The organism is Longimicrobiaceae bacterium (assembly GCA_035936415.1).
GTDB lineage: Bacteria > Gemmatimonadota > Gemmatimonadetes > Longimicrobiales > Longimicrobiaceae > JAFAYN01.
In genome coordinates this window covers 1-16753 of record DASYWD010000526.1, presented here as the reverse complement: position 1 = coordinate 16753, position 16753 = coordinate 1, and the positions used below count along the sequence as shown (strand labels likewise).

The 16753-nt window shown below is 66.6% G+C and carries 11 protein-coding genes and 1 pseudogene; all 12 read left to right on the top strand.

Features of this window, described 5'->3' with window-relative positions:
• The first annotated feature begins 19 nt into the window (after positions 1-19).
• Positions 20-1159: a tRNA epoxyqueuosine(34) reductase QueG gene (gene queG / locus VGR37_21290; protein HEV2149946.1), complete on the top strand. Its 1140-nt coding sequence runs from the start codon at positions 20-22 to the stop codon at positions 1157-1159.
• Positions 1160-1699: 540 nt separating this feature from the next.
• Positions 1700-4129, top strand: a complete 2430-nt coding sequence (locus VGR37_21285; protein HEV2149945.1) for a DEAD/DEAH box helicase family protein — start codon at positions 1700-1702, stop codon at positions 4127-4129.
• Between the two features lie 34 nt (positions 4130-4163).
• Positions 4164-5936: an N-6 DNA methylase gene (locus VGR37_21280; GenBank protein HEV2149944.1), complete on the top strand. Its 1773-nt coding sequence runs from the start codon at positions 4164-4166 to the stop codon at positions 5934-5936.
• Complete coding sequence (locus VGR37_21275; protein ID HEV2149943.1) at positions 5936-7948, top strand: restriction endonuclease subunit S; 2013 nt, start codon at positions 5936-5938, stop codon at positions 7946-7948. Before VGR37_21280 ends, VGR37_21275 begins: the two co-directional genes overlap by 1 nt.
• A gap of 1 nt (position 7949) precedes the next feature.
• Positions 7950-9698, top strand: a complete 1749-nt coding sequence (locus tag VGR37_21270; protein HEV2149942.1) for an AAA family ATPase — start codon at positions 7950-7952, stop codon at positions 9696-9698.
• A complete protein-coding gene (locus VGR37_21265) occupies positions 9695-10552 on the top strand; it encodes a hypothetical protein (GenBank protein ID HEV2149941.1) in 858 nt (285 codons plus the stop codon). Before VGR37_21270 ends, VGR37_21265 begins: the two co-directional genes overlap by 4 nt.
• Positions 10553-10924: 372 nt before the next feature.
• Positions 10925-11317, top strand: coding sequence for a HEAT repeat domain-containing protein (locus VGR37_21260; protein ID HEV2149940.1), 393 nt, complete (start codon positions 10925-10927; stop codon positions 11315-11317).
• Between the two features lie 360 nt (positions 11318-11677).
• Positions 11678-11968 (top strand): annotated as a pseudogene (locus tag VGR37_21255) (efflux RND transporter permease subunit).
• 58 nt (positions 11969-12026) lie between these two features.
• The gene (locus VGR37_21250; protein HEV2149939.1) at positions 12027-12770 is read left to right on the top strand and encodes a HupE/UreJ family protein; all 744 of its coding nucleotides are present in this window, start codon (positions 12027-12029) and stop codon (positions 12768-12770) included.
• A 5-nt stretch (positions 12771-12775) separates the two neighbouring features.
• Positions 12776-13438 carry a hypothetical protein gene (locus VGR37_21245; GenBank protein HEV2149938.1) on the top strand — a complete coding sequence of 221 codons (663 nt, stop codon included), beginning with the start codon at positions 12776-12778 and terminating at the stop codon, positions 13436-13438.
• A gap of 196 nt (positions 13439-13634) precedes the next feature.
• Entirely contained in the window at positions 13635-13859 is a 225-nt protein-coding gene (locus VGR37_21240; protein HEV2149937.1) for a HEAT repeat domain-containing protein, read from the top strand.
• Positions 13860-14350: 491 nt separating this feature from the next.
• On the top strand, positions 14351-16753 hold a 2403-nt coding region (locus VGR37_21235; protein ID HEV2149936.1), incomplete at its 3' end, for an AMP-binding protein.

Below are 16753 nucleotides of genomic sequence, written 5' to 3'. Positions count from 1 at the left end.
CCTTCCTTCGAAATCCGAGTTGTCCGAGCGGATCCGCGCGCGCGCCCTGGAGATGGGGTTCGACGACGTGGGGATCGCGCCCGTGGGCCCCAGCGCGCACGGCGACGCCTACGACCGGTGGATCGCCGCGGGGATGCACGGGGAGATGGCGTACCTGTCGCGGGAGGACGCCGTCGCCAAGCGGAAGGACCCGGCCGTGCTGGTGCCGGGCGTCCGCTCGGCCGTGGTGGTGGCGCTGAACTACTATGCGCCCGAGGACGCGGAGGCGCCGTCGTCGGGGGATCCGTCGCGCTCCGTGTTCGCCCGCTACGCGCGCAACGAGGACTACCACGACATGATGAAGGCGCGGCTGATCGCGCTCCAGGAGTGGATCGCCGCGGAGCTTACCCCGGTGAACGGGCGGGCGTACGTCGACACGGGGGCGGTGCTGGAGCGGGAGCTGGCGCAACGGGCGGGGCTCGGGTGGGCGGGGCGGAATACCATGCTGATCCGGCCGGGGCGGGGGTCGTACTGCTTCCTGGGCGTGGTGCTTCTGGACGTGGAGCTGGAGTACGACGAGCCGTTCGCGGCGGACCGCTGCGGGCGGTGCTCGGCGTGCGTGGACGCCTGCCCCACGGGGGCGCTGCTGGGGCGCGACGACGCGGGCGCGCCGGTGATGGATGCGCGCCGGTGCATCTCGTACCTGACCATCGAGCAGCGCGGGCCGATCCCGCGGGAGCTGCGGCCGCTGATCGGGAACCGGGTCTATGGGTGCGACATCTGCCAGGAAGTCTGTCCCTGGAACAGCTTCTCGTCGGAGACCGACGAGGAGGCGTTCCTTCCGCGTGAGGGAGTGGACGGGGCGAAGTTGATCGAGCTGATGGGGATGACGCAGGAGGAGTTCTCGCGCCGCTTCAAAGGCTCGGCCGTGAAGCGGACGAAGCGGCGGGGGCTGCTGCGCAACGTGGCCGTCGCGCTCGGGAACTGGGGCTCCCCGGAGGCGGTGCCGGTGCTCGCGGCGGCGCTGAACGACGAGGAGCCGCTGGTGCGGGGGCACGCGGCGTGGGCGCTGGGGCGGATCGGAACGGAGGGGGCGCTGGCGGCGCTGCGGGGCAGGGCGGAGGTAGAGGAGGACGCCTGGGTGCGGGAGGAGATCGCGGCGGCGCTGGGTTGCAGTTGACCACCGATGGCCACGGCTGTCAGGACTGGCTGTGAGTTTTGCCCTTGGGCGTCCACACCGAGACAGCAGGTGGAGGTGTCCGTGATCACCACCGCGCGGAGGTTATTGCCGCTGGCGATGCGTCCCGCGATTCGGCATTATACTGATTGTGTGCCCGCAAACTGGAGATACCCGGCGTCAGGGAGTCGCGCCTGCGCCCCCTTCCTGTCGAGCCTACCCACCGCGCGCTCGGTAATGCGTTCGCGCGTGCCGTTGAGATCGGTAGCGGCTGGTGATTGCTCAGCCGGATCGGCGTCCGGCTGTTCGCGTTGGGCGCTCTCCCGGATCCCCGCCTGGAATACAGATCGAGCGGGCACGCGTCGGTTCTCGCGATGAAGCAGATGCCTGTTCAGTTCGCTCGGGGCTGATGGCTGCCAGTTCCAGCCGCCGCACGGCGAAGGCGCAGCGTAGTTAGGGGCACGCGTGAGCATCAGGTGGCTGCTCCTATGATGCAGCACCGGCGCGGTACGAGATGAGCCACTTTCGGCAAGGCAGAATCGGGTGACCAGAAACGAGCTGAGTGAACGGGACATCTGCACCCGGTTCATCACGCCGGCGATTATGCAGGCAGGCTGGCAGCCGCATCAGGTGCGCGAGGAAGTAAACCTAACCGCCGGCCGTGTGCTGGTGCGGGGCAAGCTCGCCACCCGCGTCCGCAACCCCGAAGCGAAGGGCGGCCCCAGGCGAGCCGACTTTGTGCTCTACGCGCGGCCCACCCTGCCCATCGCCGTCGTGGAAGCGAAGCAGGCCCGCTTTGGCGTGGGGCAGGGCATGCAGCAAGCGCTCGCCTACGCGGAGATGCTGGATGCGCCTTTCGCCTTCAGCAGCAACGGCAGCGGCTTTCTGCTTCACGACCGCACCGGCCTCACGCAGCCGGCGGAGCGGGAACTGCAGCTGAGCGAGTTCCCTTCGCCGAACGACCTATGGCCGCTGTACCAGCAGTGGAAGGGCCTGTCCACTCCGGGCGCCATCAACCTCATCGATCAACCCTTCCATACCGATGCCAGCGGGCGGGAGCCACGCTACTACCAGCGCGTGGCCATCAACCGCGCCATCGAGGCGATCGCGAAGGGGCAGCAGCGGGTTCTGCTGGTGATGGCTACCGGTACGGGCAAGACGTACACGGCCTTCCAGATTATCTGGCGGCTATGGAAGTCGAGGGCCAGAAAGCGGATCCTGTTTCTGGCCGACCGCAACATCCTGATCGACCAGACCATGCAGCAGGACTTTGCCCCTTTCGGCGAGGTCATGCACAAGGTCACCAACCGGGAGGTTCGGAAGAACTACGAGATCTACCTGGCCCTCTACCAGGCCGTGACCGGACGGGAGGAGTGGAAGCAAATCTATCGGCAGTTCCCGGCGGACTTCTTCGATCTTGTCGTCATCGACGAGTGCCATCGGGGCAGCGCTGCCGAGGACTCCGCCTGGCGCGAGGTGTTGGACTACTTCAGCGGCGCCACGCACCTGGGGCTCACGGCCACCCCCAGGGAAACCAGGGAGATCAGCAACATCACCTACTTCGGCGATCCGGTCTACAGCTATTCGCTCAGGCAGGGGATCGAGGATGGCTTCCTGGCGCCCTACAAGGTCATCCGCATCGCCACGGACGTGGACGCCGTGGGCTATACGCCAGAGAAGGACAAGACGGACAAGCTGGGCCAGACGGTGGAGCAGCGTCAGTACAACACGAAGGACTTCGATCGCGGCCTGGTGCTGGAAGCCCGCACGCGGCTGGTCGCCCGCAAGGTGTGGGAGTACCTGCAGGCCATCGATCCCATGGCCAAGACCATCGTGTTCTGCGAAAACCAGGACCACGCGGAGCGTATGCGTCAGGAGCTGGTGAGGATCATTCCGGCGGCGGCCGGCAACCGCCGCTACGTCATGCGCATCACCGGCGACGACAACGAGGGCAAGGCCCAGGTTTCCTACTTCATCGACAACGACGAGCCGTACCCCGTCATCGCCACCACGTCGAAGCTGCTGGCCACGGGGGTTGACGCCAAGACCTGCAAGCTGATCGTCCTGGATCAGAACGTGAACTCCATGGCCGAGTTCAAGCAGATCATCGGTCGGGGTACCCGCCTGCGCGAGGACTACCAGAAGCTCTTCTTCACCATCATGGACTTCCGGGGCGTCACGCGCCTGTTCGCCGACGCGGACTTCGACGGTGAGCCCGTGGTCATTTACGAGCCCCGCCCTGACGATCCGGTGGTGCCGCCCGAGCCCACGAGCGGGCCGTCCATCGATGAGCCAGAGGTGCCCTGGGGAAGCAGCCCGACCGGCGTTCACGATCCCGCTGACGGCTACGCTGACGGTGGCGGGGGGGACGGCCGCCCCCGGTACGTGATCGACGACGTGGCCGTCCGTGTGGCGGTGGAGCGTTGGCAGTACCTTGATGCCGACGGCAGGCTGATCACCGAGGACTACCGCGTTCTGCTCCGGAACGACATCCGCAGGGTCCTGCAGGACGAGTTCGGCAGCCTTGGCGACTTTCTCCGGCGCTGGAACGGCGCGGAGCGCAAGCAGGCGGTGCTGGAAGAGCTGGCCCGGCACGGCGTGTCGCTGGAGGTCCTGCAGCAGGCCGTGCCCGAGGGCGAGGCGCTCGACGCCTTTGATCTGGTGGCGCACGTTGCGTTCGACCAGGCGCCGCTCACCCGCCGCGAGCGCGCCAGCCAGGTCCGCAAACGCGACGTCTTTGGCAAGTACGGCGAGCAGGCCCGGGCGGTGCTCGAAGCGCTGCTGGACAAGTTCGCCGACCATGGTGTGCAGGACATTGAGGACGCCAGGGTGCTAGAGCTGCCCCCCTTCGATCAGTTCGGCACCCGCACGCAGATCCGGCGCGGCATCTTTGGCGGCGTGGAGCAGTACACGCGGGCCGTGCACGAGCTGGAGCAGGCGCTCTACGAAACACCTGAAAAGAAGCAGGCCTGACGCCCTCGCGCCTGACGAAACGAGAACGGAAGAGATGAACCTCAGCAGCACCATCAAGTCCATTCAGGACATCATGCGCAAGGACGACGGCGTCGATGGCGACGCCCAGCGCCTTGGTCAACTCACCTGGATGCTCTTTCTGAAGGTTTTCGACCAGCGCGAGGACGATTGGGAGGATGACGACCCCGGGTACGAATCCCCGATTCCCGAGCATCTGCGCTGGCGCAACTGGGCCGCGTACGTGGCCGGTCCGGATGGAAAGAAGAAGCCGCAGATCGCCGCCAGCGAGGTGCTGGACGTCGTGAACGAGCTCTTTCGGGAGCTCAAGGCGCTGGACGCCAGCAAGAGCCTGCGGCACAAGGTCGTCCGCAGCGTCTTCGAGGACGCCAACAACTACATGAAGTCCGGCACCCTTCTGCTCGCGGTCATCGAGAAGCTGGAGGCAGCCATCGACTTCCACGACTTCAAGACCCGCGCGAGCCTGGGCGACGTCTACGAGCAGCTGCTCAACGACCTACGGGGGGCGGGCAACGCCGGCGAGTTCTACACGCCGCGCGCGATCACCCAGTTTATGGTGAACCGCGTTAACCCCCGCCTGGACAGGCGCGAGACCGTGCTGGACCCGGCGTGCGGCACCGGCGGCTTTCTGACGGCGGTGATCGACCACTTCCAGTCGCAGATCAGCACCGAATCTGGCGTGGAGAGGCGGCGCGCCATCGAAGAACTGATTCGCGGGATCGAGAAGAAGCCGCTGCCGCACCTGTTGTGCACCACGAACCTGCTGCTGCACGGCATCGAGGTGCCCAGCCAGATCGAGCACCGCAACACGCTGGGGATCGGCTGGAATGATTGGGACCGGAACAGCAGGGTCGAGTGCGTGGTCACCAACCCGCCGTTCGGGGGCTACGAAGATGAGGGCGCGGGCAGCGACTACCCGCCCAACCTGCGCACCCGCGAAACCGCGGACATGTTCATGGCGCTAATCATCAAGAAGCTGCTCAAGGAAAACGGCCGCGCCGCGGTCGTGCTTCCGGACGGCTTCCTGTTTGGTGAGGGCATCAAGAACACCATCAAGCAGATGCTGCTGCGCGACTGCAAGCTGCACACGATCGTCCGCCTGCCCAGGGGCGTGTTCGCGCCGTACACCACCATCAAGACTAACCTGTTGTTCTTTACCCGGGGCGCCACGGTGGATGATGGCACGGAGCACTTTCACACCGACACCATCTGGTTCTACGAGCACCCGTATCCGGCCGGCTACAAGAGCTACAGCAAGACCAAGCCGATCCGCTTCGAGGAGTTCGAGCCGGAAAAAGCGTGGTGGGGCAGCGAAGAGAACGACTTCGCCGACCGCGTGGAGAACGAGTTCGCGTGGAAGGTGGATTTCAGGGCGAAGCGCGAGCGCGCCGAGGCCGCCGCCCGGCCGCACTGGGACCGGGCCGAGGCACTGAGAAACCAGGTTTCAACGCTGGAAAACCATGTGCGCGATCTGCGGGAATCGATCAAGGGCGTTCCGAACGGAACCCAGCGTACCCCGGTCCAGGAGCAGATCGACATCCTGCTGGCGGAGATCGACGGGCTGCGCCTGCAGGCCCGCGATGCCGAGGCGGCCGGCGACCGCATCTACTGGCCGATTTACAACCTGGACCTCAAGAACCCCAACGCGCCCGAAGAGGAAAGCCACGACCCGGACGTGCTGCTGGAAAAGTACAAGACGCTGCTGGGCCAGATCGAAGAAACGGAGAACCAGCTCAGGAGCGAGCTTGCCGCCGCACTGGCGCACCACTTCGTTGGTGAGGACGCCTGATGGACGCGCAGCATTTCCTGACCGAGTTCGGGCACATTGCCAATGCTCTGGGCGGAACTACTCGACTACGAGACTTGATCCTCTCACTGGCGTTCAAAGGCCAACTGTGCCCACATTCTCAGCATTCGAGCGACTCCCTACTCGCGGACATTCAGCGCCTGCGCTTGGCGTTTGACGGTGAGACACGCAAGCAAAGGATTACACGACAGAGTGTCGAAGCAGCCGGCATCGCTGGGCCTTACACCATTCCTGCACATTGGGCGTGGGTAAGTCTCAGTACCGTAGGTCATACTTGGGGGCAGAAGAAGCCTGACGGACCATTCGTCTATATCAACGTTTCTTCAATTGACAGCAAGGATGGAGCACTGTCGGGTAATCTGGAGGTCTTGAGCGCGAGCGCAGCCCCGAGTCGAGCCCGGAAGATCGTGAGGAAGGGGACGATAATCTATTCAACAGTACGTCCCTATCTGCTGAACATTGCAATTGTTGAGCGCGAGTTCGACGAAGAACCAATTGCAAGCACGGCATTCGCAATCGTCCATCCGTGGAAAGGTGTCGAGGCACGTTACCTTTACTATTATCTACGCAGCCCGGCCTTCGTCAGGTATATTGAATCAGTGCAGACCGGTATGGCATATCCGGCCATAAGCGATGAGAAGTTCTATTCCGGATTGGTGCCATTGCCACCATCCGAAGAGCAGGCCCGCATCGTTGCCAAGGTTGATGAGCTGATGGGCTTGTGCGACCAGCTGGAAGCGCAGCAGCAGAATCGCCGCAAGCTGCGGAATACCCTGCGCCAGTCGGCACTGGATGCCGTCGTCACCGCGGCCAACTCGGAGGACCTGCAATCGGCGTGGGCTCGACTGGCAGAGAACTTTGAAACGCTGTTCAGCGCACCAGAGGATGTGGGTTCGCTCCGTTCAGCGTGCGTGGAACTGGCTATTCGTGGCGAGCTGAGCGATGCGGGCCACGCGGATCAGGCCGAGCCCGCAGAGACCCTGATCAGCGCGCCTCGACCGAAGACCGGCAGCCGAACCGCGAAGATCGATCGAGTGGATGAGCCATTTCCTCTCCCTAAGAACTGGACCTGGGTTCTGCTGGAAGATCTGCTCACCGACTCAGAATCCGGCTGGAGCCCCAAATGCGACGCCGAGCCGCGCAGGCCCGGCGAATGGGGGGTGCTCAAGGTCAGCGCCGTGACCTGGGGAGAGTTTCGTCCGGAGGAGAACAAGCGCCTGCCACCCTCGCTGGAGCCTAGGACGGAATTCGCGGCCACGCCCGGTGACTTTCTGCTTTCAAGAGCCAACACGGCGGAGCTGGTGGCCCGAAGCGTGGTCGTGCCCGACGACTGTCCGGGAAAGCTGCTCCTGAGCGACAAGATCGTGCGTTTGAACTTCATTGATCCATCCGTGAAGCCCTGGGTGAACTCGGTCAACAACTCCAGGTACGCGCGCGATTATTACCGGGCCCGCGCCACCGGGACTAGCGATTCGATGCGCAATGTGTCTCGGCAGGTCATCCACGAGCTTCCAATTCCGCTCGCGCCCAGGGACGTTCAACGCGCACTCCTGCATAAGCTTGGGCAGCTCCATGCGTTGTGCGACCAACTCGAAGCACAGCTTCGTGAGGCCAACGAGGTGGCCGCGCAGTTTGCCGCTTCCGCGGTTGCCAGCCTCACCGGAGTCAACATCGAACAAGAGGAGGCCGGCCCCGTGAAGCCGCCCGACACCGAACTCGTTGCTCCGCTGCGTCTGGACCAGGCGCCCGACGTCAGATCGCAGGCCCCGCTTGCCGCCATTCTCGCGCGTCACAACGGCGAGATGAGCGCCCGGGACCTGTGGCAGCGCTTTGGCGGCGAGATCGACGCCTTTTACGCCCAGCTCAAGACAGAGGTCGGCCACGGCTGGATCGCGGATCCGAGCTACGACCTGGACGACGCGGCGCCGGAAGGGCCCCGGAAGTATCCTGACGGCGCCCTGGTGGCCAGGGTCCTCGTGAAAGAGGCGGGCTGAGATGCAGCTGCTGCGGCTGGTCATCCCACACTTTCGCAACCTGCGCGATCTCTCGCTGGTGTTCAACACGCATGTGCCCCCGCCGGTCAGTGCGGCGCATGCGGAGCCCATGCCCATCCGCAGCCATGCGCTCATCGGGCAGAACGGCACGGGCAAGTCCAACCTCATCGAGGCGCTGATCACCATCTTTCGCGATGTCGACTTGGACCGCGAGGCCGCGTTCGACTACACCCTGGAGTACAGCATTCGCGACCGCACGGTGTGCATCCAGGCCGACACGCCGCGGCAGAAGCGCCCGTTTGTCCGGGTAGATGGCCAGCCCAAGTCGCAGGGCTACCTGCTGGAGAACCGTGAGCTGCTGCCTTCGCACGTCTTTGCCTATTACTCCGGTCGCAACGAGCGTATAGAGGCGCTGTTCCAGGAGCACCAACGGCGCTTCAACCTCCGGCAGGAGGTCGTGGTCGAGGAAGTGCTTCCCGCGAGGCTGCTGGACAGCTTTACCGCCACCGATGCCGACATCCGCGCCATCGATGCGGCCCGCAGGCGCGACGAGAGCCGTAGGCAGCAGCTGGGCGACGACCGCCTGCGCCGCTTGTTCTACTGCCGGGGAGGCCACAGCCAGCTTGTGCTGCTGGCGTGCCTGCTTTCCGATGATCCGGTCTTTCAGAAGGTGCTGAAGAACCTGCACATCGAAGCGTTGGAATCCGCGCTGTTCGTGCTCAAGGAACCGCACCGCCTGCGCGAGAAGCGCCGTGGCGGAAAGTTCGATGAAAACGAGATCGTTGAAGGTGACCCGCGGTTCTGGTACGCGCGCGGAAATGTGGTGAGCGAGTTCTTGGACAAGCTATGGCAGGTTGCCTGGGCGCCTATCGAGCACGAAGAAACCAGGCAGATCGACTTCCGTGGGCGAACCGAGAGGCAGAGGCAGCTGTACCTGTTCGTCCCCAGCCACGACAAGCTCAAGCAGCTGGGGGAGCTGGTGGGCGGCACCGACAGCTTTTTCCGCTACGCCGAGGGCGCCTACATCGGTGACCTGATCGAGGAGGTGCGCATCACCGTAAGAAAGCGGGACGAGCACGGCGGCAAGGTGAGCTTTACCCAGCTCTCCGAAGGCGAGCTTCAGATGCTCACGGTGCTCGGGCTGATGCGCATCACCCGCGAGGACCACTGCATCTTTCTACTGGACGAGCCGGACACCCATCTGAACCCCATCTGGAAACTACGCTACTTCGACGACATCGAGGGCGTGCTGAGCGAGCAGCCGGGCGCCATGGTGCACGGTGAGTCACAGATCCTGATAACCACCCACGACCCCATGATGGTGGGCAGCCTGAAGCGCGAGCAGGTACACATCCTTCGCCGCGAGAACAACCGGACCGTGGTGGACGTTCCTGACGAGCATCCGCAGGGGATGGGCGTGACCGGGCTGCTCAAGAGCGAGCTGTTCGGCCTGTCTTCCACGCTGGACGCGGAGACGGAGCGGCGGCTCTTTCGCCGCAACGAGCTGTTCGTGAAGACGCCGCGAACTCCGGAAGAAGACGCCGAGCTCTCGCGCCTCTCCGACGAGCTGGCCGACCTGGGCTTCTCCACGGCGGATTTTCGTGATCCGGACTATGCGCTGTTTGTACGCAAGATGTCGCAGCACCGCAAGTTCCGTAAGCCGACCCTTACCCCGGAGGAGCAGGCCGAGCAGGACCGGATCGCGGACGAAGTCATCGACGAGATACTGCGCCAGGAGACGGACCGGTGATCTGGATCAGGCTCAAGCACAAGCTGCCGACGGACAACGACATCCCCGGGTGGGAGCCCTGGACTAGAGAACGTTGGGACGCCTGGCTAGCCAAGTCGAAGCGTCTTCTGGCCGAGCTCGCCGCATACGATGCGGCCGGAGATCGCGACGCGCGGAATGCGTTGATTGATGACAACAGCGCCCACTGGGGCGAGCTCAAGGAGTGGCTGCTGTCGCTCTCCGCCGGCAAGTGCTGGTTCTCGGACGTACGGGACCTCTTTTCGCACTACGATGTGGAGCATTTTCGCCCCAAGAAGGAGGCAAAGGCCCGCAACGGCGCCAAGCGAGACGCCTACTGGTGGCTGGCGTTCGACTACACCAACTTCCGGATCTGCGGCAACGTGGGAAACCGCAAGAAAGGGGCGTGGTTTCCGCTCAAGCTGGGCTCGCTCTGCTCCACCTATGCTGCGCCCTGCGAAGAGTCCGAAGAATGCTACCTGCTGGACCCCATCGAACCGGGGGACGTGGCGCTGGTCGCGTTCGATGAAGAGGGCAAGGTCGTTCCGCTGCCCAGTGCATCGACCTGGGAGCATGACCGCGTTGTGGAAACTGTAAAGCGCCTGAAGCTCAACGAGCATGCGCGGCTGGCGGAAGAGCGCCGGAAAATATGGCAAAAGATGGATCGTCTCATCGGCGAGTTTCTGGTCGCTCGGGATCGCTGCAGATCCGGCAACAACCCCGCTGCACGAGCCAAGCTGGCAGACGTGTGTACCGCGATCCGCGACATGACGAACCCGGCGGCCGAGCTTTCATCCGTTGCCAGGTGGTGCCTGGCGCTGCGGAACGACGCGCAGTTGACCCGGCTGATGGGGTAAGGGATTCATGAAGTGCCGCGCCTGCCCAGCGTTGCCGTTCGTTGGGGCATCATCAGGTCAGGCACGCCGTCGTGCTGTACGCGAATCTACGGCACCGCGTTATGATCGTCCTCCTGCATCCGCACGGAAATGACAGTCGTCCGGCTCGATCTCGGTGCCCACGTTGGCCTTCGCACTGCCCGCCCGCAGCCTGTTCCGACCCGTCGGCGGACTCCTGTGAGACGAGCCTCACGACGATGTCGCGTACAGGCCATAGTCTTGGGTTTCGGTCGGACGGTCGACCGTCCGGTCGAGAGCGGGATCGAGAAACGGGAAAGTCGACACGTCTCCCAGGAGGTTTGTCCATTCACCATTAAATTTTCCGAGCCGACGGTGGAGCGTGCTTTCTGGCCGCGGGAGGGCGTCCACGGCGCGAGCCTGATCGAGCCGATGGGGATGAGCCAGGAGGAGTTCTCGAGCCGCTTCAAGGGTTCGCCCGTGAAGCGCGCGAAGCGGCGGGGGCTGCTGAGGAACGTGGCCGTTACTCTGGGGAACTGGGGCTCGCCCGAGGCGGTGCCGGTGCTGGCGGCGGCGCTGAACGACGAGGAGCCGCTGGTGCGGGGGCACGCCGCGTGGGCGCTGGGGCGGATCGGGACGGAGGGGCCGCTGCAGGCGCTGCGGGGCAGGGAGGAGGTGGAGGAGGATGGGTGGGTACGGGAGGAGCTCAGCACGGGGCTGGAGGAGGCGCTCGCCTTACCCCCGAGCCGACCAACTCCACGTTCGTGAACCGGACGGTCCACTCCAGGTTCCGGACTCCATCGGGGGAGTGCTGGCCACGGGTCTTCGAGACGACCGAGCAGGTGCGGGCTCGGGAAATCGACGATCAGCGTCAGCGCGCCGAGGAGGCGCTCCGGGAGAGCGAGGAACGGCTGCGGATCGCGCTGGCGGCGGTGGACCTCGGCACCTGGGACCTGGACCTGACCAACGATTCCGCAGCCGTCCGCTCGCTTCGCCACGACCAGATTTTCGGCTACGACGAGCCGCGGAGCGAGTGGGGGCAGGAGATCGCCATGAGGCACGTGCTGCCGGAAGACCGGGCCACCTTCCAACAGGCGTTCGCCCGCGCCACGGAAACGGGGATTCTCTCCTTCGAGGTGCGGGTCCGGCGGCCCGATGGAGCGGCTCAACCCGGTGCTCATGACCGCGCTTTCCGCGGGCCTCGCGCTGATCCCACTGGCGATCGCCGGCGGCGAGCCAGGCAACGAGATCCAGAGTCCGATGGCGGTGGTGGTACTGGGGGGCCTCCTGAGCGCGGTGGCGCTCAACATGCTGGTGGTGCCGGCGCTTTACCTGCGGTACGGGGCCGAGACGCACGCCCGGCGGTCTCCGGGCGCGGAGGATGCGGAGGCGACTCGCGCGCTGGAGCCGGCAGTTTGACCCGGCTCCAGCGGCGGGGACCTCGGTGCTTCACACTCAACGTGCAACGGGATTGATCATGATCATGCTCTCGGCGGAGCAGGGGCGGTGGCGTGGCGCGTGGGCCCGCCTCCTCCTGGTCCCCCTCCTGTTCGGGGTGCTGTCGCTCGTCATCGCGCCGGCCGACGTGCTCGCCCACGGTGTAGCGGCCGGCGACAAGGGCTACATCCAGGAGGTCTCCGGAGTCCTCCCGGTCCCTTTCGCCTATCTGGGCGCCAAGCACATGATGACCGGCTACGATCACCTGCTCTTCCTGCTGGGCATTATCTTCTTCCTGTACCGCCTCAAGGACATCGGCATCTACGTCTCGCTCTTCGCGATCGGCCACTCCACGACCCTGCTCCTGGGAGTGCTGACGGAGATCAGCGTGAGCGCGTACCTGATCGACGCCATCATCGGCCTGTCGGTGGTCTACAAGGCGCTGGACAACCTCGGCGCGTTTCAGCGATGGTTCGGCCTCCAGCCCAACACCAGGGTCGCGACGCTGATCTTCGGCCTGTTCCACGGCTTCGGCCTGGCGACCAAGATCCTCGAGTACGAGGTTTCGCCGGACGGGCTGGTCGCCAACCTGATCGCCTTCAACGTCGGCGTCGAGATCGGGCAGTTGCTCGCGCTCAGCGCGATCCTGATCGCCATGAGCTTCTGGCGCCGCACCCCGAGCTTCTCGAGGCACGCGTACACCGGCAACGTGGTGATCATGTCCGCCGGATTCCTGCTGATGGGCTATCAGCTCGCCGGCTACTTCGTCTCCCAAACCGGCTGAGGTCCATGCATAACGTGAATCCGCCTCCTGCGAGCGAGCTTCCGTCGTCGCGCGCGCTCCTCCGCTCTACCGCCATCGCGGCGGGGGTGGCCCTCCTTCTCCTGGTCACCGTCGTACTGCCGGCGGAGTACGCGATCGACCCGACCGGCATCGGGCGCGTGCTCGGTCTCACCGAGATGGGCGAGATCAAGATGGCGCTGGCGGAGGAGGCGACGGCCGTTGAGGCCGCGGACGACGCCGCCGGCCAGGCCGGAAGGGCCGCGCCGGCCCTGGCCAGTGAGGCCAAGACCGGTGCCGCTCCGGTGTCACAGGGGAGCATCCCACTCGCTGGACCGGCCGCCGATTCCGTCGCCAGCTCGCACGTCACGGAGGTCGCGCTGGAGCCGGGTCAGGGACGGGAGATCAAGCTGGTGATGCGGGAGGGCGCCCGCGTCAACTACGAGTGGACGGTCGAGGGCGGAGTCGTGAATTCCGACACCCACGCCGACCGGCCGGGCACCTCATACCACGGGTATGCGAAGGGGAGGAATCAGTCGTCGGACCAGGGGGTTCTGGTAGCCGCCTTCGACGGCAAGCACGGTTGGTTCTGGCGAAATCGGGGGCATACGCCGGTTACGGTGACCTTGCGCACGAGCGGTGACTACCAGGACTTGCAAGAGGTGAAGTAACGGATGCGGAGACGAGCCTCATCGCCGCGTGCCGGGAACGTCTGCCGGGGTTGGAGCCTGCTGATGGTGGGTCAACCGGGCGCCGGGACCTTCGGTGGCCTGAGGAAGGTCCTCGGGCGACCGAATCGTTCTGTTTCTTCCGGTCGATGGTTCCACGACGAAAGTGTTGAATCGGCAGACCTCCCCAGGAGGGTGCGTGTGGAGCTCGTTCGCCACGGACACGGCGGAGGAGGCGATCCTTCCACGTGAGGGGGTGGACGGGGCGGCGCTGAACGGCGAGGAGCCGCTGGTTCGGGGCCACGCGGCGTGGGCGCTGGGGCGGATCGGGACCGAGGGCGCGCTGCAGGCCCTACGGGGCAGGGCGGAGGTGGAGGAGGACGAGTGGGTGCGCGAGGAGTTGTCACTCGCGCTCTCCAGCTGACGGCCGACAGCGAAGTACTTCGGCGCGTCGGGTGCGCTGCGGAGCGTGACGACGGCGCTCTTGTTGTTGGCCCGCCTCATCCCGGGGGCCGGGCACGGGCGGCCTTCACCTTCCAGAGATAGGATTGGCTCAACGGGGTCTCCTGCAGGGGGACCCCGGACTTGTACGTTGGGCCTCGTTCAGGTAGGTTTGGGCGTACCTCTAATATACGACAGCAAATCGTACGGAGTGGGGCTCTGCCCGGGTGTCGGGAAGCCGTGTGGCTGGGGCCGAGTGGGCATGCTCCCACGGTGCCTCCTGCACGACTCCGCCCGGCCGATCGTCCAGCGGAGAACACACGGGTGGGGTCTGCGAGCGATTCCTGACAACCGCGGACCCGGACGGCGGCGTCCACGCAGCCTTCTCCCTCGCAACGCACCTGGTGCTCTTTCGCGAAGGAGCGGGCGCTCGCGCCTGCAAGCCGTTCTCGCAACTCCCGGCTTTTGCGCCCGATGTCGAATTCGCACGACGTATTCACGCTCGTAGAGCTCCTGCGGCTCCGCGCCGAAGAAGACCCGGACCGAATCGCCTACACCTTCCTGTTGCACGGGGAGGTGGAGGAGGGGCACGTCACCTACGGCGATCTCGACCTTCGCGCGCGCGCCGTGGCCTCCCGCCTCCAGGCGCTCGGCGCCCCGGGGGCGCGCGCGCTCCTGCTCTACCCGGCGGGGCTGGAGTACGTCGCCGCGCTGTTCGGCTGCTTCTACGCTGGCGTGATCGCGGTGCCCGCCTACCCGCCCCGGCGCAACAAGGTGGATCCGCGCCTGCAGAGCATCGTGGGCGACTGCCAGCCCACCCTGGCGCTGACCACGCGCGAGCTGCTGGGCGAGTCGGAGCGCCTGTGCGCCAACACCCCGGAGCTGGCCACGCTGCACTGGATCGCCACCGAGGACGTCCCCGCCGGCGAGGCCGCGGGCTGGCGCGACCCGGAGGCGAGCCGCGACACCATCGCCTTCCTCCAGTACACCTCCGGCTCGACGGCCTCGCCCAAGGGGGTGATGGTCTCGCACGGCAACCTGCTGCACAACTTCGGGCTGATCGAGGCGTTCTGCGGCTACACGCCGCGGACGCGCTCGGTCATCTGGCTGCCGCCCTACCACGACATGGGGCTGATCGGCGGCATCCTCCAGCCGCTGTTCACCGGGTACTGGGCGGCGCTGTTCTCCCCCGTGGCCTTCATCCAGCGGCCGGCGCGCTGGCTGGAGGCCATCTCACGCTACCGGGCCACCAGCAGCGGCGGGCCCAACTTCGCCTACGACCTGTGCGTCCAGGCGGTCCGCCCCGAAGAGCGGGCGGCGCTGGACCTGAACCACTGGGAGATCGCCTTCAACGGGGCCGAGCCGGTCCGCCATGAGACGCTGCGCGCCTTCGCGGAGGCGTTCGCGCCGTGCGGGTTCCGGGCGCGCTCGTTCTACCCGTGCTACGGGCTGGCCGAGGCGACGCTGATGGTCGCCGGCGGGGGGGCGGCGGAGCCGCCGGTGGAGCTGGCGGTGGACCCGGACGCGCTGGCGGACGGGGCGGTGCGCGAGGCGGAAGCGGAGGGTCGCTACCGCCTGGTAGGGAGCGGGCGGAGCGCGCCGTCGCAGCGGGTGCTGATCGTGGACCCGGCCACGCTGCGGGAGTGCCCGGCCGACCGGGTGGGCGAGGTGTGGGTGTCGGGGGCGAGCGTGGCGCGCGGGTACTGGGGCCGCGCGGAGGAGACGGCGGAGACCTTCGCGGGGTTCGAGGGCAGGACCGGGGAGGGCCCCTTCCTGCGCACCGGGGACCTGGGATTCCTGGCGGGGGGGGAGCTGTTCATCACCGGGCGCCTCAAGGACCTGATCATCATCCGGGGCCGCAACCACTACCCGCAGGACATCGAGCAGACGGCGCTGCACAGCCACGAGGGGCTGCGCGCGGGGGGCGGGGCGGCGTTCAGCGTGGAGCAGGGCGGGGAGGAGCGGCTGGTGGTGGTGCAGGAGGTTGCGCGCCAGGCGGTGCGGCTGGACGTGGAGGAGGTCGCGGCGGCGATTCGCCGCGCCGTGGCGAGCGAGCACGGGCTGCAGGTGCACGCGGTGGCCGTGGTGCGCCCGGGCGGGGTGCCGCGCACGACCAGCGGCAAGGTCCAGCGGCGGGCGTGCCGGGCGCGCTTCCTGGCCGGGGAGCTGCCGCTGGTGGGGGTGAGCGTCAGGGAGGAGGCGGCGGCCGCTGCCGCGTGTCCGGTTCGGGCGGGGATCACCCGGGAAGCTCTGGAGGCGGTGGCGACGGAGGAGCGGCAGGCGCTGCTGGAGGAACTGCTGGTGGAGCGGGCGGCGCACGTGCTGGGGGTGGATCCCGCCCGCGTGGACCGGGAGCAGCCGCTGGTGGCGATGGGACTGGACTCGCTGCGGGCGATGGAGCTGAAGGGGGCGCTGGAGTCGAGCCTGGGCGCGCCGGTGGCGATCTCGTCGCTGCTGGACGACACGCGGCTGGACCGGCTGGCGGCGGAGCTGGTGCAGGAGGTGTTCGTCTCGGAGGCGGCGGTGGCGGGGCCGGTGGCCCACGCGGCGGGCGGAACGCCGCTGTCGTTCGCGCAGGAGCGGCTCTGGTTCCTGGACCGGCTCCAGCCGGGGAGCACGGCGTACAACATCCCCCTGGCGCTGCGGGCCGCGGGGGCGCTGGACGCGGACGCGCTGGGTCGCGCCTTCGGGGAGATCGTTCGGCGTCACGAGGTGCTGCGCAGCGTGTTCGCCAGCGTGGACGGGCGCCCCGTGCAGGTGGTGCGTCCCGCCGGCGAGTGGGCGCTCGCGACCGGGGACGTGTCCGGCCTCCCGGCCGGGGAGCGTGACGCGGCGGCGCGGCGGATCGCCGCGGCCGAGGCCGGCGCGCCCTTCGAC